Source organism: Acinetobacter sp. ANC_7682 (assembly GCF_056779795.1).
Map to the genome: position 1 here is coordinate 85,535 of NZ_JBWYIQ010000006.1, position 19,728 is coordinate 105,262.

General features: G+C 38.7%; 23 protein-coding genes. 13 read left to right on the plus strand and 10 right to left on the minus strand.

The annotated features are described in order from the left end of the window. Positions 1–3 precede the first annotated feature (3 nt). Entirely contained in the window at positions 4–600 is a 597-nt protein-coding gene (gene wrbA / locus AC1M9D_RS04170; protein WP_481610323.1) for an NAD(P)H:quinone oxidoreductase, read from the plus strand. A 50-nt stretch (positions 601–650) separates the two neighbouring features. Here the strand turns inward: wrbA and AC1M9D_RS04175 are convergent, their stop codons facing one another. Further along, on the minus strand, positions 651–1,025 hold the full coding sequence (locus AC1M9D_RS04175; protein WP_035265212.1) for a hypothetical protein: 375 nt from the start codon (positions 1,023–1,025) through the stop codon (positions 651–653). A gap of 271 nt (positions 1,026–1,296) precedes the next feature. Here AC1M9D_RS04175 and AC1M9D_RS04180 point away from each other — a divergent pair, with 271 nt between their 5' ends. The 4 genes from AC1M9D_RS04180 to AC1M9D_RS04195 all read left to right on the plus strand — a co-directional run bounded on the left by AC1M9D_RS04180 (position 1,297) and on the right by AC1M9D_RS04195 (position 4,292). Beyond that, the gene (locus AC1M9D_RS04180) at positions 1,297–2,277 is read left to right on the plus strand and encodes an aliphatic sulfonate ABC transporter substrate-binding protein (protein WP_481611562.1); all 981 of its coding nucleotides are present in this window, start codon (positions 1,297–1,299) and stop codon (positions 2,275–2,277) included. Between the two features lie 115 nt (positions 2,278–2,392). Continuing rightward, positions 2,393–2,527: a hypothetical protein gene (locus tag AC1M9D_RS04185; RefSeq protein ID WP_481593788.1), complete on the plus strand. Its 135-nt coding sequence runs from the start codon at positions 2,393–2,395 to the stop codon at positions 2,525–2,527. Next, the gene (locus AC1M9D_RS04190; protein ID WP_481611563.1) at positions 2,524–3,441 is read left to right on the plus strand and encodes an isopenicillin N synthase family dioxygenase; all 918 of its coding nucleotides are present in this window, start codon (positions 2,524–2,526) and stop codon (positions 3,439–3,441) included. The genes AC1M9D_RS04185 and AC1M9D_RS04190 overlap by 4 nt, the downstream gene beginning before the upstream one ends. Next, a complete protein-coding gene (locus tag AC1M9D_RS04195; RefSeq protein WP_481611564.1) occupies positions 3,438–4,292 on the plus strand; it encodes a MetQ/NlpA family ABC transporter substrate-binding protein in 855 nt (284 codons plus the stop codon). The genes AC1M9D_RS04190 and AC1M9D_RS04195 overlap by 4 nt, the downstream gene beginning before the upstream one ends. Positions 4,293–4,330: 38 nt before the next feature. On the opposite strand, the gene AC1M9D_RS04200 is transcribed toward AC1M9D_RS04195, so the two are convergent. From AC1M9D_RS04200 to miaB, 7 genes are all read right to left on the minus strand, one after another. Next, positions 4,331–4,906, minus strand: a complete 576-nt coding sequence (locus tag AC1M9D_RS04200; protein WP_035265221.1) for a xanthine phosphoribosyltransferase — start codon at positions 4,904–4,906, stop codon at positions 4,331–4,333. 82 nt (positions 4,907–4,988) lie between these two features. After that, the gene (locus tag AC1M9D_RS04205) at positions 4,989–5,702 is read right to left on the minus strand and encodes a DUF3108 domain-containing protein (RefSeq protein ID WP_035265223.1); all 714 of its coding nucleotides are present in this window, start codon (positions 5,700–5,702) and stop codon (positions 4,989–4,991) included. 144 nt (positions 5,703–5,846) lie between these two features. Then, positions 5,847–6,527, minus strand: a complete 681-nt coding sequence (locus AC1M9D_RS04210) for a hypothetical protein (RefSeq protein ID WP_179999309.1) — start codon at positions 6,525–6,527, stop codon at positions 5,847–5,849. Between the two features lie 258 nt (positions 6,528–6,785). After that, the gene (locus AC1M9D_RS04215) at positions 6,786–7,079 is read right to left on the minus strand and encodes an antibiotic biosynthesis monooxygenase family protein (protein WP_481593785.1); all 294 of its coding nucleotides are present in this window, start codon (positions 7,077–7,079) and stop codon (positions 6,786–6,788) included. 74 nt (positions 7,080–7,153) lie between these two features. Beyond that, the gene (gene ybeY, locus AC1M9D_RS04220; protein ID WP_179999313.1) at positions 7,154–7,642 is read right to left on the minus strand and encodes an rRNA maturation RNase YbeY; all 489 of its coding nucleotides are present in this window, start codon (positions 7,640–7,642) and stop codon (positions 7,154–7,156) included. A 30-nt stretch (positions 7,643–7,672) separates the two neighbouring features. Next, complete coding sequence (locus AC1M9D_RS04225; protein WP_092768044.1) at positions 7,673–8,758, minus strand: PhoH family protein; 1,086 nt, start codon at positions 8,756–8,758, stop codon at positions 7,673–7,675. A gap of 38 nt (positions 8,759–8,796) precedes the next feature. Beyond that, positions 8,797–10,254, minus strand: coding sequence for a tRNA (N6-isopentenyl adenosine(37)-C2)-methylthiotransferase MiaB (miaB, locus tag AC1M9D_RS04230; RefSeq protein ID WP_179999317.1), 1,458 nt, complete (start codon positions 10,252–10,254; stop codon positions 8,797–8,799). Between the two features lie 360 nt (positions 10,255–10,614). On the opposite strand from miaB, the gene AC1M9D_RS04235 reads away from it, so the two are divergent. The 5 genes from AC1M9D_RS04235 to AC1M9D_RS04255 all read left to right on the plus strand — a co-directional run bounded on the left by AC1M9D_RS04235 (position 10,615) and on the right by AC1M9D_RS04255 (position 15,136). Then, positions 10,615–12,528: a lytic transglycosylase domain-containing protein gene (locus AC1M9D_RS04235; RefSeq protein WP_481594921.1), complete on the plus strand. Its 1,914-nt coding sequence runs from the start codon at positions 10,615–10,617 to the stop codon at positions 12,526–12,528. A gap of 26 nt (positions 12,529–12,554) precedes the next feature. Then, positions 12,555–13,217, plus strand: coding sequence for a ribonuclease T2 family protein (locus AC1M9D_RS04240; protein ID WP_481593784.1), 663 nt, complete (start codon positions 12,555–12,557; stop codon positions 13,215–13,217). A gap of 173 nt (positions 13,218–13,390) precedes the next feature. Beyond that, a complete protein-coding gene (locus tag AC1M9D_RS04245) occupies positions 13,391–14,377 on the plus strand; it encodes a malate dehydrogenase (RefSeq protein ID WP_035269892.1) in 987 nt (328 codons plus the stop codon). A gap of 148 nt (positions 14,378–14,525) precedes the next feature. Next, entirely contained in the window at positions 14,526–14,765 is a 240-nt protein-coding gene (locus tag AC1M9D_RS04250; protein WP_179999322.1) for a DUF2789 family protein, read from the plus strand. Between the two features lie 119 nt (positions 14,766–14,884). Next, the gene (locus AC1M9D_RS04255) at positions 14,885–15,136 is read left to right on the plus strand and encodes a DUF2789 family protein (protein WP_035269894.1); all 252 of its coding nucleotides are present in this window, start codon (positions 14,885–14,887) and stop codon (positions 15,134–15,136) included. A 25-nt stretch (positions 15,137–15,161) separates the two neighbouring features. Here the strand turns inward: AC1M9D_RS04255 and AC1M9D_RS04260 are convergent, their stop codons facing one another. Both AC1M9D_RS04260 and AC1M9D_RS04265 read right to left on the minus strand, forming a co-directional pair. Next, entirely contained in the window at positions 15,162–15,689 is a 528-nt protein-coding gene (locus tag AC1M9D_RS04260) for a hypothetical protein (RefSeq protein WP_035269895.1), read from the minus strand. A 58-nt stretch (positions 15,690–15,747) separates the two neighbouring features. After that, positions 15,748–16,350 carry a 2OG-Fe(II) oxygenase gene (locus AC1M9D_RS04265; protein ID WP_481611565.1) on the minus strand — a complete coding sequence of 201 codons (603 nt, stop codon included), beginning with the start codon at positions 16,348–16,350 and terminating at the stop codon, positions 15,748–15,750. Between the two features lie 117 nt (positions 16,351–16,467). On the opposite strand from AC1M9D_RS04265, the gene AC1M9D_RS04270 reads away from it, so the two are divergent. The 3 genes from AC1M9D_RS04270 to AC1M9D_RS04280 are packed head-to-tail and all read left to right on the plus strand — an operon-like array spanning position 16,468 to position 19,276. Further along, on the plus strand, positions 16,468–17,325 hold the full coding sequence (locus tag AC1M9D_RS04270; protein ID WP_035269897.1) for a 23S rRNA (adenine(2030)-N(6))-methyltransferase RlmJ: 858 nt from the start codon (positions 16,468–16,470) through the stop codon (positions 17,323–17,325). A 39-nt stretch (positions 17,326–17,364) separates the two neighbouring features. Then, entirely contained in the window at positions 17,365–18,189 is an 825-nt protein-coding gene (gene pssA / locus AC1M9D_RS04275; RefSeq protein WP_035269898.1) for a CDP-diacylglycerol--serine O-phosphatidyltransferase, read from the plus strand. A gap of 19 nt (positions 18,190–18,208) precedes the next feature. Next, the gene (locus tag AC1M9D_RS04280; protein WP_481611566.1) at positions 18,209–19,276 is read left to right on the plus strand and encodes a DUF6670 family protein; all 1,068 of its coding nucleotides are present in this window, start codon (positions 18,209–18,211) and stop codon (positions 19,274–19,276) included. Positions 19,277–19,728: the final 452 nt, after the last annotated feature.

Here is a 19,728-nt window from a genome sequence, read left to right on the forward strand (position 1 = left end):
TTTATGCAAGCATATGTTCTAGTTTTGTATTACAGCAAATATGGTTCAACCAAGGAAATGGCACATTTAATTGCTCAAGGAATTGAATCTACTGGAATGCTTGCGAAAATTAGAACAGTTCCACAGTTGGCAACAGTAGTGACTAAAGCAGCACCAAGTATTCCAGAGGAGGGCGATATTTATGCGACTTTGGATGATCTTCAACATTGTTCGGGACTTGCATTAGGATCACCAACTCGATTTGGCAATATGGCATCAGAAATGAAATATTTTTGGGATCAAACAACGAGTTTATGGCTCAATGGTGCATTGCATAATAAACCTGCTTGTGTGTTTGGTTCATCGGGCTCTATGCACGGCGGGCAGGAAAGTACATTACTGACTATGTTGCCACCTTTGTTTCATCATGGAATGTTGATTTTGGGTTTAACCAATGCCAACCCAGCTTTATCGAATACAAAATCAGGGGGGACACCCTATGGTGCTACACATGTCAGTGGACCTAGACACGATCAATCTCTAAGCCAAGATGAAAAATCACTGTGTATCGAGCAAGGGAAACGATTAGGTGAAGTGGCGTTGCAAATGTTAAAGAAATAATGTTAAAGATTATTTTATCAGGCATAAAAAAGTGAGCTTCTCGCTCACTTTTATTTTGAAATATGTTTCTGTTCAAATCGGTGTTTGCACTTTTTGCATTGGTAATCGAGGAAAACATTCTTATCGACAATTTCTCCCGCTTTTTTTCCAAAACGATGACCTAAAAAGCCACCAGTCACACCCACACTGATTGCACCAACAAAAGTGCCAATTGTGCCACCCATGATTACACCTAAAGGGCCCGCAACAGCACCAATGGAAGCACCAATAGAAGCACCTGATGCAGCACCACCCACAGTACCCGCAGTTGTACCCGCTGCGGAAAGAAGAACACCACCTGTTTTTTGCAGTAATTGTTCATGGTTGCGTTTTTCAATATCAGTTGAACCGCATTTTGGGCAGTGTATTTCTAAGTTTTCAGTCATTTAGGATTGCTCTAATCTATACATCCATTTATTTAAAAGATTCTAGCATTGCGCTTAAAGTTGCAACATGGCCGAATGTAGAAAAACTGTAATGCCAGATAAAATAAAAAATTGATTTGAAAATAGATTAATTTAATTTTTAAGGATAAAACCATATTTTATGAGCAGGATGGCTTAGATCTTGAACTGAATAACTAAGCGCAAATAGTGATTTAATTTTTTTCGAAGTTTGGCTTATTTTTTTATTCCAATCAAAAAAATTACCAAGACAATGAAAAAATTATTTGTACTAAGCACCATTGTGACATTGAGTTTTAGCCTCATTGCATGCTCAAAGGAAAAGCCTACTGAGCTTAAGGGTCAAGATGAATCAAAAGAAAAGTTAACAACCTTGAATATTGGTTATCAAAAAGCGGCGCTTAAATTCATCGTTGCAAAACAAAATAAAACTTTTGAGCAGGCATTCCCTGGTGTGAAAATTCAATGGAAAGAATTCCCGGCAGGTCCTCAAACACTAGAAGCATTAAATGTCGGTGCTATAGATGTGGGGTATACAGGGGATACACCTGTAATTTTCGCACTTTCGGCAGGTAAACCAATTCAATATTTAGCTTATGAAAATGGATCTAAAAACTCACATAGCTTGCTCTTACCCAAAGACAGTACGATTCAAAGCTTAAAGGATCTAAAAGGTAAGCGCATTGGTGTTACACAAGGTTCAAGTGCGCATTACTTTCTCTCACAAATATTAGATCAAGCTCAATTGAGCTGGTCTGATATTCAACCCGTCTGGTTAACGCCTGCAGATGCACGAGCTGCTATTGATAAAAAATCACTCGATGCTTGGGCGATTTGGGATCCTTATGCAAGTGCTGCTTCGCTTAAAGGTGATACACGTGTTCTTATTGATTCAAAAGCTTTGCCATTGGCATATAGCTTCTATTTGTCTTCACCAAAATTTTTAAAACAACATGCGGTTGAAGCCCAAAAAATTGTGCAAACATTAAATCAAGTAGATGATTGGATCAATCAACACCCAGATCAAGCCGCAAAAATTTTGGCGCAAAGTACAAGCTTGGACGAAAATATTACCAAACTGGTTTTAGAAAAAAGAAATATTCCTGCTTATGCCAAACTGGTCGATACAGATACAGTCACGGCGCAACAAAAAATTGCAGATTTGTTTTATCAACTTAAACTCATTCCGAATGCCGTGTCTTTAAAAGATCATGTGTGGACTGGGCAAGACTAAGTGATTGAACGTGAATCATATTTTTATAGACGCATAAGTATCCAATTTAAATGATTTCAAAAGCATTCATCTTTCAGTCATTAATACAATGAAGTATTAGAAAGATGAGTGCATCATGACTCAACCATTAAAACAAAGCTTAAACGCATTTCCTATTCTGAATTTAAGTCAATTTGATCAATCATCAACTCAAGCAGATTTTCTGCAACGACTTGCACATATCGCCAAGGATATTGGTTTTTTTATTTGACGGGTCATGGCATTCCAACTGAAAAAATTTCAGAGATTCAGCGTATTACTCGGCAGTTTTTTTCGCTGCCACAAGAACAAAAAGATGAAATCGCTATGATTCATTCCCCGCATTTTCGAGGGTATAGTCGAGTAAATGCCGAAGTTACACGTCTGCACCCTGATTTTAGAGAACAAATAGACATTGGTTTTGAACTGGCAGCATTAGAACCTGAAACTGGACCGACATGGAGACGTTTACAGGGACCAAATCAGTGGCCTTCGAATTGGCCTGAGTTTCAACGCGTAGTCACCGCATGGCAACGAGATCTCAGACAAGTTGCAATTAAATTATTAAAAGCCTTGTTGCTTTCATTGGGGCAGCAGGACACAGCACTTGATCAATTGATTACAGGCAGTCCACATGAACTACTCAAGCTGATTCATTATCCCCCAATTGATCAAATGAATCATCAGGGTGTAGGGCCTCATAAAGACTCCAATATTTTAACTTTACTTTTACAAGACCAGATCGGAGGACTTCAGGTCTTAAATCAAGGTAAATGGATTGAAGTACCATTTGTTGAACACGCATTTGTCGTCAATATCGGTGAGGTTTTAGAGCTTGCCACAAATGGATATTTGATTGCGAATCAACATCGAGTCATATCTCCAACGAATGCAGATCGGTATTCGGTTGCTTATTTTCTTTCTCCCAATTTATTTGCTGGTGAAATTCCGCTTTTAAATCTTGCAGATAATTTAAAAGCGCTTACACAAGGACCAGAGACAGATCCGCTGAATCCTTTACTGAGAAATGTGGGAGAAAACTGTATCAAAGGTCGACTTAGATCTCATCTAGACGTTACTGAAAAATATTATCCAGCGCAATTTAAACAACTCAAACAATCAACAACAATATCGAGTAAATCATGAAGTCAAAATACGCCCAATTTTTATTTATTATTTTTGCAATTCTCATTATCAGTGCATGTAGTGCTCAACCTGAACCTCAAAAAACAAAGCAAACACAACAAACAATCGTGATCGGATCACATGGATCGGATGTTGATATTTGGAGACATATCGCGGATTCTGATCAGACCAAAACAGCAAAAGTTGACATTGAAGTGAAAGAAATTAATGACGGTGTGGCTTTGAATCAAGCTTTGCTCGATGGTGAAATTGATGTAAATGCATTTCAATCTTGGGCGTATTTCAAAGAATTTAATGACTTGAATCATCATAAGCTTGCTGTCTTGGCGACCACTTATTTAGAGCCTATGGGGTTATATTCTCAAAACTACAAGTCACTAACTGCTTTGCCTGATCGGGCCTTAATTGCAATTCCAAATGATGTGGCGAATACAGCACGTGCATTAAGATTATTAGAGCGTGCTCAGCTAATTACACTTAAGCCTGATTTTAATACGATTTCTGGAACTCTTGAAAGTATCCAGTCAAATCCGAAATCACTTCAATTTAAATTGGTCAAAGGTGCACAACTACCACGTGTATTGTCTGAGGTGGATTTAGCCGCAATTGGAAATACTATTGCTCTGGAAAGTGGACTAAATGTAATAACAAATGCGATATTTAAAGAAGAGGTCACTGATAAAGCTTTAGAAAATGTCAATATACTTGCAGTGCGTAAAGATCGATTGAATGATCCACAATTTCAAAAACTTTCAAATCTTTACCATCAGCCTTACGTTGAAGATTATATTCAAAAACATTTTGGTGGTACAAAATTGGGCATTCAACTTGATCCTGCCACATTAAAATAAAAAAAAGCGCCGTTAGGCGCTTTTTTTAATGTTCAAAATTATTCTTGAACAAAAGTCACAGTCCCATTTGCAAGTGATTCAACACGAGCAAGTGATTCAACTCGGTAACCTTTTTCAAGTAAAAGATCACGGCCAGGTTGGAACGACTTTTCAATCACGATACCAATCCCGACAACCTCAGCTTCAGCTTGGTGAATCAAATCAGCTAAACCTAAAGCTGCTTGTCCATTCGCAAGAAAGTCATCGATCACAAGAACCTTATCTGTTGCTGCAATGTGCTTCTTAGAAATAGCAATTGTGCTTTCTACTTGCTTTGTAAAAGAGAATACTTTTGAACGATATAAATCATCTTTTAAAGTTAAAGATTGATACTTACGTGCAAAAATTACCGGTACACCAAGTTCCAAGCCAGCCATCACAGCAGGTGCGATACCTGAAGCTTCAATTGTGATGATTTTGGTGATGCCTGCATCTTTGAATAGACGAGCAAATTCTTGACCAATTTGTTGCATCATCACTGGGTCGATTTGGTGGTTTAGAAAAGAATCAACTTTTAAAACCTGATCAGATAGAACGATACCTTCGTTTAAGATTTTCTGTTCTAGTGCGTACACGGGAGAATCCTCTAGGGCAGGTGCCTTTTTAAGCAAAGACGTATTTTAAAAAGCATCTGCAAAAAAGCAAGTAAAAAATGCCTTAATTTTGTGGACCGTTATACCCTGTCAGTAAGAGCCCGTATGAAGATTTCTTATCTTGGTGTGTGACTTTCACTGGTAAATAGTCCAATTTCGGAGACAGCCAAAAAATCGTTTCACGACCTGGTTTATCATGCTTCATCACTACTTTGATGGTATCAAACGTACCGTACTTGGTTTCTACTTTTTCAGTGCCTTGTTTGACGAAACGACGTGATTCAACTTCTTTAGCATCTGCAATCCAATATTGCGATTTTAAACCGTTATTTTTTAAGTCTTCACGAATTTGCAATTCTGCATTTAACTCATCCAGTACACCAGATTTCCAAGCAAATGAACGTTGCTCTTTATCTTTAGTGGTGTTAATGGTTTTGGCACTTGGATTAAATTTAATGCTCATTGTATTGTTATGAACCAAAATTTTACTGGTGCGACTGAAATTGGATGATTGAATCTGATTATTGTTGAATGTGAAGTTACTGGTTTCAGTCGCTGAAGCAATACCACCTGCTTTAGCTGCAAAAACGTAATTCCATGTGTTACCTGATTTTTTCAAGGTTCGTGTTGCTGACCCCAAGTTTTTACCATTGTATGCAAACTGATAAGAGGCTTGGAAGGGCGTCATGGCAAGCGCTTGACTTGAATAGCCTGTGAAAAGCACGGCTGTACCTACACTTGCAATCACACTCAAAGTTTTAAACGATTTAAATGCCATAAATATTTTCTTCCTTTACCTTCGTATCGAAGGATCACTTGAAGTTTTATTATCTCTGATAAATAAGGAGAAATAATCAATAATCACAGTGAAAATGTATTTTTCTGTAGCTTAAGCTTTATGACGACATCAAAACGCTGCGCTCTAGTCGTCCTTTTGTTTAATTGGTGTAATGTGATCACTTTCCACTTCATCAGATTTAGATTTGAATCGATCAGTATTCATTTTGCTGAATAAAGCCATCAAATTTACATTACCAATCACCACCAATTCTGTTTCACGAAGTTCTGCATGGTTGACGTGTACTTTGCCCAATGTTTCAATGATCGAGCGATTTTTTCCGAGCCACTGATTTAGATCGAGATGTAAGAGATCGTCTTTGACTTTAATGACATTAAACCGCTCTAAAATCATACCAAGTGGATCTTTACGAAGAATTTTTTGATAGAAAAATAGGGCAGAGCGGAATGCAATTTTCATCCAAAAGGTTTGAAATTTTGCTTCAATGACTTCGGTTTCACTAATTTGTTCAAATACAATCAGTTGTACATCTTTATTCAATTCCATTTGAATCAGCTTTAAATCTACAGAGAGAATGGTATAAAGCCCTTTCACATTCAAAGTGGCATAGAGTCGAAGCCAATCATCATGTAAATCTGCATGTAAGTCTTCAAGGATGCTGACATTGTCGGTCACAAAGCGCTTGAAAGTCGCATTTAAAAAAACTTGAGAGACAGGAAATTCACGTTCTTCTTCAATAAACCCTTCAGCCTTTTGATAGACTTTACGAAATTTGTTCGCGATATTTGAAATAATCGTTGGCATAAGTGAAGTTCCATTACCTCTAAATCTTGTGAGATGTCAGCTAGTATATATCTTGTAGGTGATTACTGCCGAAGGATAACAGCTTATCCAATTGCGATGTAATGTTTACAAAGACGTTTATTATGGTTTTGATGGTCAGGCGTTATTTAAGTTTAATCTATTGGTTTCGCATGACTTTATCTTATTTTATCTGAAGAACTTGCTCAATATTTAACTCATTTGTCTAAAATATGTCATCAATATAAAGATCAACTCGATTTATTCAGATTGATAAGCGCGCTGAATCTGACAGACCTCAATCGAATACGTGTCATACCATGATAGGCGACCTTTTTGTTGCGCATAAAGATGCTCAGTGTCCTGACGCCAAGCTTGAATATCTTCTAACCGACTCCAATAAGAAAGACTGACATCATTATCTTTCTCTTGATAGCTTTCAAACTTTGTACAATGATAATCATGCATCGCTTTATGCCGCATTTGGCTAGCCAATATTACATATTCATCATCAATATTTTTTATTTTAGCTTTGAAGATGACAACGAAGTTCATTTTTGAATACTCATTTATTATTTTAATTTGCTTCCCGAATAACGGGAAGCATAGACCGAAGTCATTGAGGAATGTTATTCGTCATCCAAAAGCAGGTAAGGATTTTCAAAACCTAGTTTTTGTAAAATCTCAATCTCAATAGCTTCCATTTCCTCAGCATCTTGTTCAGAAGTTTCATGATCATAGCCCATCAGATGTAAAGTACCGTGAACCAACATATGAGTGAAATGTGTTAATGGTGCTTTAGATTGTTCTTCTGCTTCACGAAGCACAACGGGAATACAAATCACCAGATCTCCGATAGGGAAACTGTCTAGAATTTCAGCCATTTCATCTGGTAAGTCGCTTGGAAAAGATAAAACATTGGTTGGCTTATCTTTACCACGATATTCAAGGTTAAGTTTGTGACTTTCTTCGACATCTACGCAAGCTATACCAATTTCACAATCGCTTTGTGTATCAATATGACGAAGTGTGGTTTCAATAATTTTTTTAACATACGCACGTTTGAGCACCAAGCTTGATGCTTCAAACGATTGTTGTAATGAGAGACTGAGTTTCAAAATCTTGCCTTGAGCGTGATTAGATTTAAATTACTCTGCATCTTGATGCTGAGCATCAGCAGCAGAATCATTTTCTGATATGAGTGCTTCTTGACGCGCTTTACGTTCCGCACGTGCTTCAGCGGTTAAACGATGTTGTTCACTGTCCCAACCTTCGTATGCTTCTACAATTTTTTGTACAAGCTGATGTCTTACAACATCACGTGAGTGAAAACGTGTGATATGGATTTCTTTAATCTTTTCAAGCACACGTAATGAATGTGCCAAACCAGACTGTTGTCCACGTGGTAAATCTACTTGGGTAATGTCACCTGTAATGACTGCACGCGAACCAAAACCAAGACGAGTTAAGAACATTTTCATCTGTTCTGGCGTTGTATTTTGAGCTTCATCTAAAATGACAAAGGAGTGATTGAGTGTACGACCACGCATATATGCAAGTGGCGCTACTTCAATAATTTGACGCTCAATTAATTTTGCCACTTTTTCAAAGCCAAGCATTTCATACAGGGCATCATAGAGTGGGCGTAAATAAGGATCAATTTTCTGTGATAAGTCACCTGGCAAGAAGCCAAGTTTTTCACCAGCTTCCACAGCAGGGCGAACTAAAAGAATACGTTGAATTTCATTGCGTTCAAGCATATCAACGGCAGCAGCTACAGCCAAATACGTCTTACCTGTACCCGCTGGACCAATCCCGAAAGAAATATCACTTTGAAGAATACGTTGTACATAGCGTTTTTGGTTGGCCCCCCGCGGATTAATACGGCCCTTGCGAGTTTGGAGCCAGACCTCGTCAAGTCCTGTGTGTTCTTGATTAGGATCCAATTGTAATTCATGATCAGTCTGGCTGCCTTGAATCATTAAATGAATCAAATCAGAGCTGATTTGTTGAGAAACTTCAGCTTCGGCGTATAAGCGCTGAAGTAAGCTTTCAACTCTCTCGACTTCATCAATTCCACCGTCAATAAAAAAACTATCACCACGCTGACTGATTTTTACATCTAAACGTTGTTCAATTTGTTTCATATGACCGTTGTACGCGCCAAGCATGGTTTGTAAACGGTCCATTGAAACACCGGGAAAAGCCACTGTACGTCGAATCGCTGCAGTCAAGAGATTTCCTTTAGAGTCTATTAATCTATACCTCTACATTACGCCACGTCAGGTTCAAGATTCAAGAGTTCACCGTAAACTAAATTCAAGGTTTTAATCTCTGTAATCTCAATCTCTGCAAAGCGTCCAAGCCAAGAGGCATCACCAATAAATGTTACTAAACGTGTATTGTCTGCGGTTCCTACCAATAAGTTTGGATCGTGCTTTGAAACGCTCTCAATGAGCACACGTTGGACAGTACCAAGCATAGCATCAGTTTTTTGGATACTTGACTGCTTAATCCATTGTTGAACTTTAGCCAAGCGCTCTTTTTTAACATCTTCAGGTGTTAAATCTTCCAGCTCTGATGCTGGTGTACCAGGACGTTTCGAGTAGATGAAACTATAAGAATGATCAAAATCTAAGTCTTGAATAAATTGATATGTCTCTTCAAAGTTAGCATCAGTTTCACCAGGGAAGCCAATAATAAAGTCTGAAGACAAATGCATATCAGGGCGTACCTGGCGTAATTTAGCAATCTTATCGATATAAACGTCAATCGTGTGGTTACGCTTCATCGCCTTCAATACATCATTTGAACCACTTTGAACTGGTAAATGAAGGTGAGAAACCATCTGTGGTAGGTCACGATAGCATTGGATAAGGTCATCATTGAATTCTAATGGATGAGATGTCGTATAGCGAATACGACCAATGCCTGGAATTTCCGCCACTAGACGAAGAAGATCAGCAAACGTACAGATTTCACCTTCGAATGTTTCTCCGCGGTAACCATTTACGTTTTGACCGAGTAAAGAAACCTCACGTACGCCCTTTTCCGCAAGACCAGCAATTTCAGCAAGTACATCATCTAGGGGACGAGAGACTTCCTCACCACGAGTGTATGGCACCACGCAGAATGAACAGTATTTTGAACAACCTTCCATAATCGATACGAAAGCTTTATAACCTTCAACGCGAGGTTCAGGTAAGAAGTCGAACTTTTCGATATCTGGAAATGAGATGTCTACCAGTTTGATTTTCTCTTTTTTCGGCTTTTCAATTTGATCCGTATGCTGATCAAGCATTTGTGGCAAACGGTGAAGTGTTTGTGGACCAAATACCATGTCGACATAAGGTGCACGTTTTTGGATATTGTCACCTTCTTGAGATGCAACACATCCACCTACACCAATCACCAAATCAGGATTTTTTTCTTTCAGCTTGCGCCAGCGACCTAATTCTGAAAATACTTTTTCTTGCGCTTTTTCACGAATTGAACAGGTATTCATTAAAAGAATATCTGCATCAGCAGGGTCTGTTGTTAATACATAACCGTGTGAATCACCTAGCAAGTCGGCCATACGATGACTGTCATACTCATTCATCTGACACCCTTGCGTTTCGATATACAGTTTTTTGACTGCACCATCGATGGCTGGGGTGTGCTGTGGCTGGGTAACAGTGTTTTCTGAGGCAGCTGGGGCACTATTCGGAATGAAGGTTTGAACCGTCATGAAGGCTCCTATCCTATAAAAAGGGATAAATATGTTCCGGTGAAGTATGGGGGAATCCCACACTCGATAAAAGCGAGCTATTTTACAGTATTTGTACTACGGGTTGAACAAATATATAAATCAGATCAAGTTTATGGATTTACAGTAAAAATACTTTAAAATAATAGTGGTTAATCAGCGCTTTACATAACAGAACAGTACTTGATCATTAGAGTATTTAAAATACATTTTAAAATTGCCAAGCGCTGCAAAAGAGTTGATCATGAAAAAAAGCATGTCCAAATGTAGCGACGAGTTAAAGTTGAGAAGAGAAGCGTGTTAAAAAAAGCAGTGAAGCAAAAACAGTTAAAACAATATTTAATGGGGCTGATAACACTAGGTTGTTTGCCCGTTGCTCATGCGGCTGAAGAGCAATTTAATGAGGCGATTAAATTTGCGAACTCGGGTAATACAGCTCAGCTCGAATATTATCGTTCTGCAATGCAAAATGATGCGCTTGGATATTATCCAGAATATTGGATGTTGAATAATAATTTAGGCTTCCAACCTGCAACGAATATTATCAGCTTTGCACAGCGCTATCCTCAATCTGCAATGGCTGAAAAATTAGCTGCTGATTATGTCGAAGAAAAGGTAAAACAAGCAGATTTCAAGACAGCTCAACCTGTTTTACCTTATGTCACCAATCCTGATCAAGCTGAAAGCTGTGCGGTTGCGCAAGTAAGAGCAAAAAATGGCGATACACTGGTATACGCTGAATATAAAGATGTCTGGCTTAAAACAGAATCACAGCCGGAATCGTGTAATGGTTTAGGTCGCTTAATGCTAAGTAGTCCCTTACTCACGACTACGGATCGTCAACAGCGCTTGTATGCGCAACTTAGAGCGGGGCAGTCTGGTCCAGCAATCGCAACAGCACAAACTCTGGGTTTAAACTTGTCATTAGCACAATTAAATCAAATTCAGGCAGATCCTTTGAATTATTTATGGTCTGCGACCAAAGGAACAACAGTAGATTATGCTTATTTGGTGTTTGCTTTAGGTCGTGCTGCAGATGCTGACTTGAACACGGCGCTTCAAAATCTTCCTCGTGTCGTGCAAGGTGTTCCTGCAGATGTTCAAAAGTATATGTACCGCACGGTGGCGTATATTGGAGGTACGACAGTGATGAAAAATAATTTTAATCCTGAAGTGCTGAAGAACTTTGATTACAGTTATGGCGTGCCTTTTACACCAGAAGAGGCTGAAATTTACGCGCGTCAAGCGATTCGTTTTGGTGATTGGGAAAGTGTGTTGCGCGCCATAGATAGTATGAGCGTTACGCAAAAACAAGAAGATCGCTGGCAATATTGGATGGCGAGAGCATATGAAAATCGTAAAGACCAAACTTCCAAGCAAGCTGCAAAAAGTATTTATCAACGATTAGCTGCCGCTGGCGATGATTATCACAATCTGTTGGCAAAAGACCATTTAGGTATTCGTTATAATGAAGCACATGATCGTGCTCAACCAAGCGCACAGGATATTCAACGTTTAGATCAAGATATTCACTTTAGACGTGCTTTTGCATTACGCAATATCAATGCTTCAGCAACTTACACAAATCGTGAATGGAATTGGGCTGTCCGCCAAGCTTATCTTAAGCAAGATGATGGTCTATTACTGGCTGCGGCAAAACGTGCCACAGAAATGGGGTGGTATGACCGTGCTATTTATGCGGCGGAAAGAACACTTAAACGTCATAACTATGCATATCGTTATGCGACACCACATCAAAATCTAGTGGTGACGCATAGTAAAAATGCAGGGATTGATCCTTCGTGGGCTTATGGTTTAATGCGTCAAGAAAGTCGCTTTGTAACCACGGCCCGTTCACATGTAGGTGCTGGTGGATTGATGCAAATTATGCCTGCTACAGCAAAAGATGTGGCACGAAAAATGGGTGAAACGTATAATCCTGCTGCATTATCAGATCCGAATACCAATATTCGTTATGGGACATATTACCTGTCAATGATTCAAGGTATGCTGAGTAACAGTCCAGTTCTAGCTACGGCTGGCTATAATGCAGGGCTGACTAGAGCACGTCGTTGGCAACCAGAGTTTAAAAGCATTGCGGCGGATCAATACACAGAGTCAATACCACTTCATGAAACACGTGACTATGTGAAGAAAGTTATGACCAATGCTGCTCATTATGGTGTTTTGCTTGGACAGGGGCCGCAAGCGATCGAAAGTCGTATGCCGCCTATTCCAGTAAGAAATACGCAATAGCATTTCAACTATTTTTGTGAGCTTTGATGAATCACACAAAACTGCTGTTTAGTCGTCAACACACTTACCTCCTCAGTAGTTTGAGCGTAGGGGCTTTGTTGTGTTCAGCAGATGTGATGGCATCAGGGAAAGGTTTACAAGGATATGTGCTTCAAGTACAGATGACACCTGCCATTTGTGCATTAGATCGAACAAAAGCGAAACACCGTAAATGCCTAGAAGGATATTCACTGACGATAAAGGGTCTTATCCCAGAAACCAGTCGTCATGATTGCCAAACGAGTTCATCTGCCACCTTGGCACCGCTACAGAAGAAGGTTGTTGCTAGGGTGATGCCTGATGAGCAGGCTAGAATTAGGCTGTGGGCCAACTATGGTGGTTGCGTTCCAATGAATGCCAGTCAGTATTTTCGTACCATTATTAATCATGCAGACCAATTAAAAGTTCCTGATTACTTAACAGGAGTGGATCGTAAAACAGTCTCTATCGCGACATTACGATCGCAATTCATCAAACTCAACCCAAAATTACCCAGCCAAGGTATTGAATTTCAATGCCAAAGTTTAAATGGTCGCCCGGTGTTAACGGGGGTTGAAATCTGTTATCGCACGAATGGTCAATTCAAGTCATGTGCGTCTGATATTGTCTCGACCTGCCCAAATACATTTGACATAGAGGGCGCCTACTAATTTATTTCCGCGAAGTTAATTTATATTTCCTATCAGACTTTTGTTGAAATTCATTCTCTTTTCAATGCATCTGTCAAAGTATTGGAGTACAATCTTCGCCGTTTATGATTATTAAGATTAGATAGAACAGCTATTTAATCGCATTGACTATCCTCTCAACTGGAGATAATTACATGAAGCAACCTGTTCGCGTTGCCGTTACTGGCGCTGCTGGTCAAATTGGTTACAGCCTTTTATTCCGTATCGCTAGCGGTGAAATGTTGGGTAAAGACCAACCAGTTATTCTTCAATTATTAGAAATTCCTGTTGAGAAAGCTCAACAAGCGCTTAAAGGCGTGATGATGGAACTTGACGACTGTGCTTTCCCATTGTTGGCTGGCATGATCGGTACTGATGATCCTAAAGTTGCATTCAAAGATGCTGACTACGCGCTTCTTGTTGGTTCACGTCCACGTGGTCCTGGTATGGAACGTGCTGACCTTCTTAAAGTCAACGGTGAAATCTTCATCGGTCAAGGTCAAGCGCTTAACGAAGTTGCTAGCCGTGACGTTAAAGTTCTTGTTGTAGGTAACCCTGCTAACACGAATGCTTATATCGCAATGAAATCTGCTCCAGATCTTCCAGCGAAAAACTTCACAGCAATGTTACGTCTTGACCACAACCGTGCGTTAACTCAACTTGCTCAAAAAGCAGGTGTTGCAGTTTCTGACATCAAAAACATGACAGTTTGGGGTAACCACTCTCCAACAATGTATGCTGACTACCGTTTTGCTAACGTAAACGGCGAAAGCTTAAAAGACAAAATCAACGATGCTGCATGGAATAAAGACGTATTCCTTCCAACTGTTGGTAAGCGTGGTGCTGCGATCATCGAAGCGCGTGGTCTTTCTTCTGCTGCTTCTGCTGCAAACGCTGCAATCGACCATATGCGCGATTGGGCTCTTGGCACAAACGGCGAATGGGTAACTATGGGTATTCCTTCTGATGGTTCTTACGGTATCCCTGAAGGCGTAATGTTCGGTTTCCCTGTAACTTGTGAAAATGGCGAGTACAAAATCGTTCAAGGTCTTGAAATTGACGAATTCAGCCGTGAGCGTATCAACTTCACGCTTAATGAGTTAGAAGAAGAACGTGCAGCGATTGCTGACATGGTTAAATAATTTAGTTTTCAACTAAATTAAAAAAGCACTCCGAATGGAGTGCTTTTTTAATGCACAAAACTTAACAATGCTTAAGAAATCCTTCTACATAGAACTGTGTATTGACATGTTATCTTGAACAAAATCATGAAAATTCAAGGAGCAATCCATGTTGGATATGGAAGTAAATCAAGAATTACTTTTTGAGCAATTGGGCTTAGATAGCTCACCTGAAGGGATTGATCAATTTATACAAACACATCGGCTTGATCCCAATACGCCGATGCATGAAGCTGATTTTTGGAACCCATCGCAACGCGATTTTATTATTAGTCATTGGAAAAAAGATAATGAATGGGCCATTGTCATTGACCAATTGAGTGAGCAGCTCACAAACGATACAAAGTGATGAAAATATAATCACAAATTGAAACAATAAACCCAGACCAAAAGCTGGGTTTTTTCATGGATTTCTTATAAGTTATTTAAATAATAATTTTATTAAAATCTGATAAGGGGAGTCTCTTGATGGAACATAAACCTTCCTTAGCGTTATTGTTTTCTCAATTGGGGTTGGCAAATAGTCCAGCGGCAATTGAACTCTATATCCGTACACATCAGCTTTCCGCTCAACAAAATTTACATGATGCACCATTTTGGAATAAAGGTCAGCGCGACTTCTTAATTAGTCATTTAGTACAAGATGATGATTGGGCAATATGGATAGATGAACTTAATCAACAGTTACATATGGATGCATATAAATTAAAAATGGCCTAAAAAAGCCCCTTTAATGGGGCTTTTTTTAATGCATCTTAGGTTTGGTTAACTGGATAAACCACTCTTGGTCATGAAATTGTTTGAAAGCAGGGTGAGTTCTTATCACCTCTAAATCATGATCAATAGTTTTAAAATATTTATTTAGCCAATGGCGTGTAAGTGCTGACTCTTTACGAGAAGCGCAAGCATAAGCCAGATTAAAATAAACATCACTATGATTGGTCGATGTTAATGATTTTAAAATTTGCTGAGTGATGATCGCAAATTTTTCATCTTGAGTAATCTCAAAATACATCATGTAGGCTCTAGCTAACATCAGGGTAAGATTAATATACAAACGCATTGGCATTTCTTCGAAATCTACTCGACCTTGTTCAAGAAGAACAATCGCTTCTTGAAGAAAATGAATTTGTTCCTGACGAAGCTTACTCATACTGACCAGCTCTAAACGCAATTCGGCACGTTCAAAGGCAAGCTCAGGCGTATTTTTTTGTAAGTAAAGTTGGTCTGTTTCACCAATGCGTTGAATAATTAGTTTGGTATTTGATTGCATGGATGAGTCCTCATCAGGTTTAAAACCTATATGGAGGCAACTTCGAAAAAATAAAGCGCTAAATTAAAGTTCGTGCGGTCCTTAACCAAGCTGTAATCGAAAGACGTTGTTGGTGTGCAACAAGAACTTCATGTAATAAATCGCTTTGAAATAGAGCGATGCGATTAGGTTTGGGTTCAATAATATGCCACTGATTATTCTTATCTTGTAGCTTTAGTTGACCACCCCAATGCTGATGCCATTCCTCATGCAGATAAAAAACTGTCGACATCACACGACCATTTTTGCCTTGAGGGTTGTCTCGATGTAAAGCATAGAAATCACCAGGATTATAACAAGCGAAGTGGGCTTCGACTTCTTGAATGCCTAAATAAAATGCACGATTTAATTCCTGAGAGAGTAAATCTAAGGTTTTTATGTGTTGATGGGAAATTGATAGTTTTGGATCTAACCACAAAATGTGATCGCTGCGGATTGTGCTGACAATGCCATTTTGAATTGCTGCATTTCGAAAATCATCAAGATGGATTTGGCATTCATTTACAACGTTTTTTAAATAGCTTGGTGGGTATGCATGATCGATGATACTGAAGCCATGTTGATCTAAATCATCAAGGATTTGATCAACATTCCAATCCCCTGGGATGACAACTGCTTCCATATTTATCTCGCTATTTACTGTATAAAAAAAAGGTCAGCTATTTTAGAGTAATAATCGATTCTGAATGAAACACTTTTTCATGTTAAAATGATTGTTGATCTTAGGAATAATTGAAACATGAATTACCGTCACCATTTCCATGCTGGAAACTTTGCCGATGTCATGAAGCATGTATTGTTGCTTCAGATTTTGTCACGTCTTAATCAAAAAGATAAGCCGTATCGTTACATTGATACACATGGTGGTGCAGGTAAATACGATTTATCAACGTCTGCAGCACAGAAGTCGGGAGAGTTTTTAAATGGTATTCACCGTTTAGTTAAACTCGATGACTCAATTAAGCGTAATGCCCCTGAAGGTGTTAAGCAATATCTTAAAGTTGTAGAAGATATGCGTGCAGGTGCCGGAAAAGGCGCTTATCCGGGTTCGCCATGGTTCGCTTTGGAAGGAATGCGCGAAACAGATAAAGCAACAATTTTTGAGATGCAACGAGATGTATTTCAGCAACTTTATATGAATGTGCGTGATCGTCGTGCAGGTTTGCATGAGCGTGATGCTTATGAAGGTTTGCTCGGTGTGATTCCTCCTAAAGAAAAACGTGGATTGGTCATGATTGATCCACCATATGAGGTGGAGCGAAAGGATTTTCCGCAGTTAGTTGAACTCATCGCTACGGCATATAAGAAATGGCCTACAGGCATATTTGCAATTTGGTACCCAATTAAAGACCGCGCAATGATTGATCGTTTTGAGAAAAAAATGATTAAGACTGGTATTCGCCGTCAATTGGTTTGTGAAGTATGTGTATGGCCAGACGATACACCTGTAGGATTAAACGGTTGTGGTTTATTGGTGATTAATCCACCTTGGAAGTTTTCTGAAGATGCAGATGAAGCATTGCAATGGCTTTTCCCGCACTTAAGAATGAGTGAAAATGGTGGTCATGCTGCCGTTCGTTGGTTGGTCGGCGAATAAGAATATTGAGAGATAAGGCTACAGTTAGGACGAATGACAATGACAAATATAAATAAACCTGAAACTGAATCTTCTCCAAGAAATGTTCCGGGCTTTGATGGTATTACTTTCGAAGTTGAAGAAGAGGAACATACACAAGAAGGGCAAAAGGTTAAGCGTCGTGGGATTTATCTGTGGCCAAATCTGATTACTACTGCGGCATTGTTGTCAGGGTTTTACTCAATTATTGCAAGTATGAATGGCGAATTCACACAAGCCATTTATGCCATTTTTATCGCTGCTTTATTTGATGGTTTAGATGGTCGGGTCGCACGAGCAATTGGAGCGCAAAGCCCTTTTGGTGAGCAGTTTGATTCATTATCAGATATGTTAGCATTTGGTGTTGCGCCTGCAATTTTGATGTATAGCTGGAGCCTCCATGATCTCGGTCGAATCGGTTTGGCTGCATGTTTTGTCTATACTGCTTGTGCTGCATTCCGATTGGCACGTTTCAATGTGCAAATAGGTGTGGTTGATAAACGCTATTTTATTGGTGTAGCTAGTCCTCTAGCCGCAGTAATGATCATTTCTTTGGTTTGGGTGGGGCGTGATTTCCCTGAAATTTTTGTCCTATCTGATCCAATGATTCAGACGATAAATGCAGTCATTATTATTGCAGTTGGCTTGCTGATGATTTCGAATATTAAATACTATTCGTTTAAAACCGTAGATCGTAAACGTGTGCCGTTCGCAGTCTTGCCTATTGTTGTGTTTATCTTTGCTGCGATTACATACAATATTCCTGTCGGTATTTTAGTGCTCTCGATAATTTATGCACTTTCAGGTTTCGTCACTACATTTTTGGCTCGAGAAAAAACAATATAAATAAAAAAAGGAGTTTGGTATGCAGTTGTTGATGAGTTTAGCGGACGATTCAAAACAGCTGAATCAGGCTCCTTTTCCTCTTCGGTTGGATTATCACGGTCCACGAGGAATCTATAAAATTATTCATCAAGGATTGATGATTCCAGGATTACCATCTCCACTTCATTATTTTAATTTTTTAACCATTATCGGACAGCCGAATGTTCCAATGCTGCGTAATGATTATGCAATTAAAACAAAAGCCTTGGATACTGTTTCACTCATTACGAGCATTAGTCCACATATGGTTGGACATTTTAATGGCTATTCAATCATCAATGATTGCGAGATTAAAGAGAATAAATTTGTATTTGGACAAAGAGAACAACTAGAAGGCTCAATTCCAAACTTCAAATTAATAAGAAAGGACAATGAACTTTCCGTTGATCTGAATATTCAAACTCAACCAATTATTTCGCACTTTACCAAACTAAAATTAGGTTTATTTGATCACTGGTCATTAGTGTGTCAATGCAAAGGAACAGTAACCTATAAAGAACAAACATATAAAATTGACCAGTTAGGATCATTTGAATTTGCCAGAGCGATCAATATTCCTTATCTACCGCTTCATTTTTTTACCTATCAAATAATTAACTTAATCGACCAAAGACAGTTACTTCTTGCTCATATACGCAATGGTTTAAATCAAATTGTACAATCAAGAATGTATTTAAGAGATTTAAAAACTCAGACATCTGAAATGTTTGATGATGTTTATTTCAAAGTTCATCGTGTATACCCAAAAGTAAAAACCCCTAATGGGCATGAGATGTATTTAGCGCGCGTATTTGAATGGTCATTTGAAAATAAAAAAAGAAAAATAATCGTGAAAGGTGAAAGTCGTGGAGATTTTAAATTCGGTGTTGCCGCAGGTTATGTCGGTAGTTTTAGTTATGAGGTGCAGATTGACGGAATTCAAGAAGAGGGGCAATCTGGGTATTGTGAATATATAGATTGCCGTAGTTTAAAGTGGCAAGAAATTAATAAAGATGAAAAATTAATGGATAATTTTGCAAGTATTGTGCCATGTACGCTTAAAAAATAGCTAAAAAGCATAAAAATCACGTAAATTGAACAATAAATATCCAGTTAATCATATTTTATTTAAATATTTAAAAAAACATGGTTGCATTGGGGGAGGAATGCTGTAGAATGCACATCCATCGGCGGTGATGTTAATTAAAACTTGTTGAAAAACAAGGATTTAGCTGAATAGGTTGGATCTAAGTTTTGAGAATGAGTTAGAAAATAAATTAACATTGCTAGTTGACTTTCTGAAAAGAAAGGGTAATATAGCCGACCTAGCTTGATGCTGACGAAGCATTAAGAAGATCATTAAGAGATTATGAAGAACAACTTGTGTGGATTTTTACTGGTTGATTGATCGATATATATTATCATTGATGATTGGTAGAAATTTCTCGAAGTTTATTTGAGCAAATTTTTTGTCAGTAATTGATGAGCCAAGATTGGTACCCTTTAGGTACTATTGATTTT

What these genes read in the sequence shown, in the direction of transcription:
- wrbA (WP_481610323.1), top strand. Translation starts at nt 4, where the DNA reads ATGCAAGCATATGTTCTAGTTTTGTATTACAGCAAATATGGTTCAACC.
- AC1M9D_RS04175 (WP_035265212.1), bottom strand. Translation starts at nt 1,025, where the DNA reads ATGACTGAAAACTTAGAAATACACTGCCCAAAATGCGGTTCAACTGAT.
- AC1M9D_RS04180 (WP_481611562.1), top strand. Translation starts at nt 1,297, where the DNA reads ATGAAAAAATTATTTGTACTAAGCACCATTGTGACATTGAGTTTTAGC.
- AC1M9D_RS04185 (WP_481593788.1), top strand. Translation starts at nt 2,393, where the DNA reads ATGACTCAACCATTAAAACAAAGCTTAAACGCATTTCCTATTCTGAAT.
- AC1M9D_RS04195 (WP_481611564.1), top strand. Translation starts at nt 3,438, where the DNA reads ATGAAGTCAAAATACGCCCAATTTTTATTTATTATTTTTGCAATTCTC.
- AC1M9D_RS04205 (WP_035265223.1), bottom strand. Translation starts at nt 5,702, where the DNA reads ATGGCATTTAAATCGTTTAAAACTTTGAGTGTGATTGCAAGTGTAGGT.
- AC1M9D_RS04210 (WP_179999309.1), bottom strand. Translation starts at nt 6,527, where the DNA reads ATGCCAACGATTATTTCAAATATCGCGAACAAATTTCGTAAAGTCTAT.
- AC1M9D_RS04215 (WP_481593785.1), bottom strand. Translation starts at nt 7,079, where the DNA reads ATGAACTTCGTTGTCATCTTCAAAGCTAAAATAAAAAATATTGATGAT.
- miaB (WP_179999317.1), bottom strand. Translation starts at nt 10,254, where the DNA reads ATGACGGTTCAAACCTTCATTCCGAATAGTGCCCCAGCTGCCTCAGAA.
- AC1M9D_RS04235 (WP_481594921.1), top strand. Translation starts at nt 10,615, where the DNA reads ATGGGGCTGATAACACTAGGTTGTTTGCCCGTTGCTCATGCGGCTGAA.
- AC1M9D_RS04240 (WP_481593784.1), top strand. Translation starts at nt 12,555, where the DNA reads ATGAATCACACAAAACTGCTGTTTAGTCGTCAACACACTTACCTCCTC.
- AC1M9D_RS04245 (WP_035269892.1), top strand. Translation starts at nt 13,391, where the DNA reads ATGAAGCAACCTGTTCGCGTTGCCGTTACTGGCGCTGCTGGTCAAATT.
- AC1M9D_RS04250 (WP_179999322.1), top strand. Translation starts at nt 14,526, where the DNA reads ATGTTGGATATGGAAGTAAATCAAGAATTACTTTTTGAGCAATTGGGC.
- AC1M9D_RS04255 (WP_035269894.1), top strand. Translation starts at nt 14,885, where the DNA reads ATGGAACATAAACCTTCCTTAGCGTTATTGTTTTCTCAATTGGGGTTG.
- AC1M9D_RS04260 (WP_035269895.1), bottom strand. Translation starts at nt 15,689, where the DNA reads ATGCAATCAAATACCAAACTAATTATTCAACGCATTGGTGAAACAGAC.
- AC1M9D_RS04265 (WP_481611565.1), bottom strand. Translation starts at nt 16,350, where the DNA reads ATGGAAGCAGTTGTCATCCCAGGGGATTGGAATGTTGATCAAATCCTT.
- AC1M9D_RS04270 (WP_035269897.1), top strand. Translation starts at nt 16,468, where the DNA reads ATGAATTACCGTCACCATTTCCATGCTGGAAACTTTGCCGATGTCATG.
- pssA (WP_035269898.1), top strand. Translation starts at nt 17,365, where the DNA reads ATGACAAATATAAATAAACCTGAAACTGAATCTTCTCCAAGAAATGTT.
- AC1M9D_RS04280 (WP_481611566.1), top strand. Translation starts at nt 18,209, where the DNA reads ATGCAGTTGTTGATGAGTTTAGCGGACGATTCAAAACAGCTGAATCAG.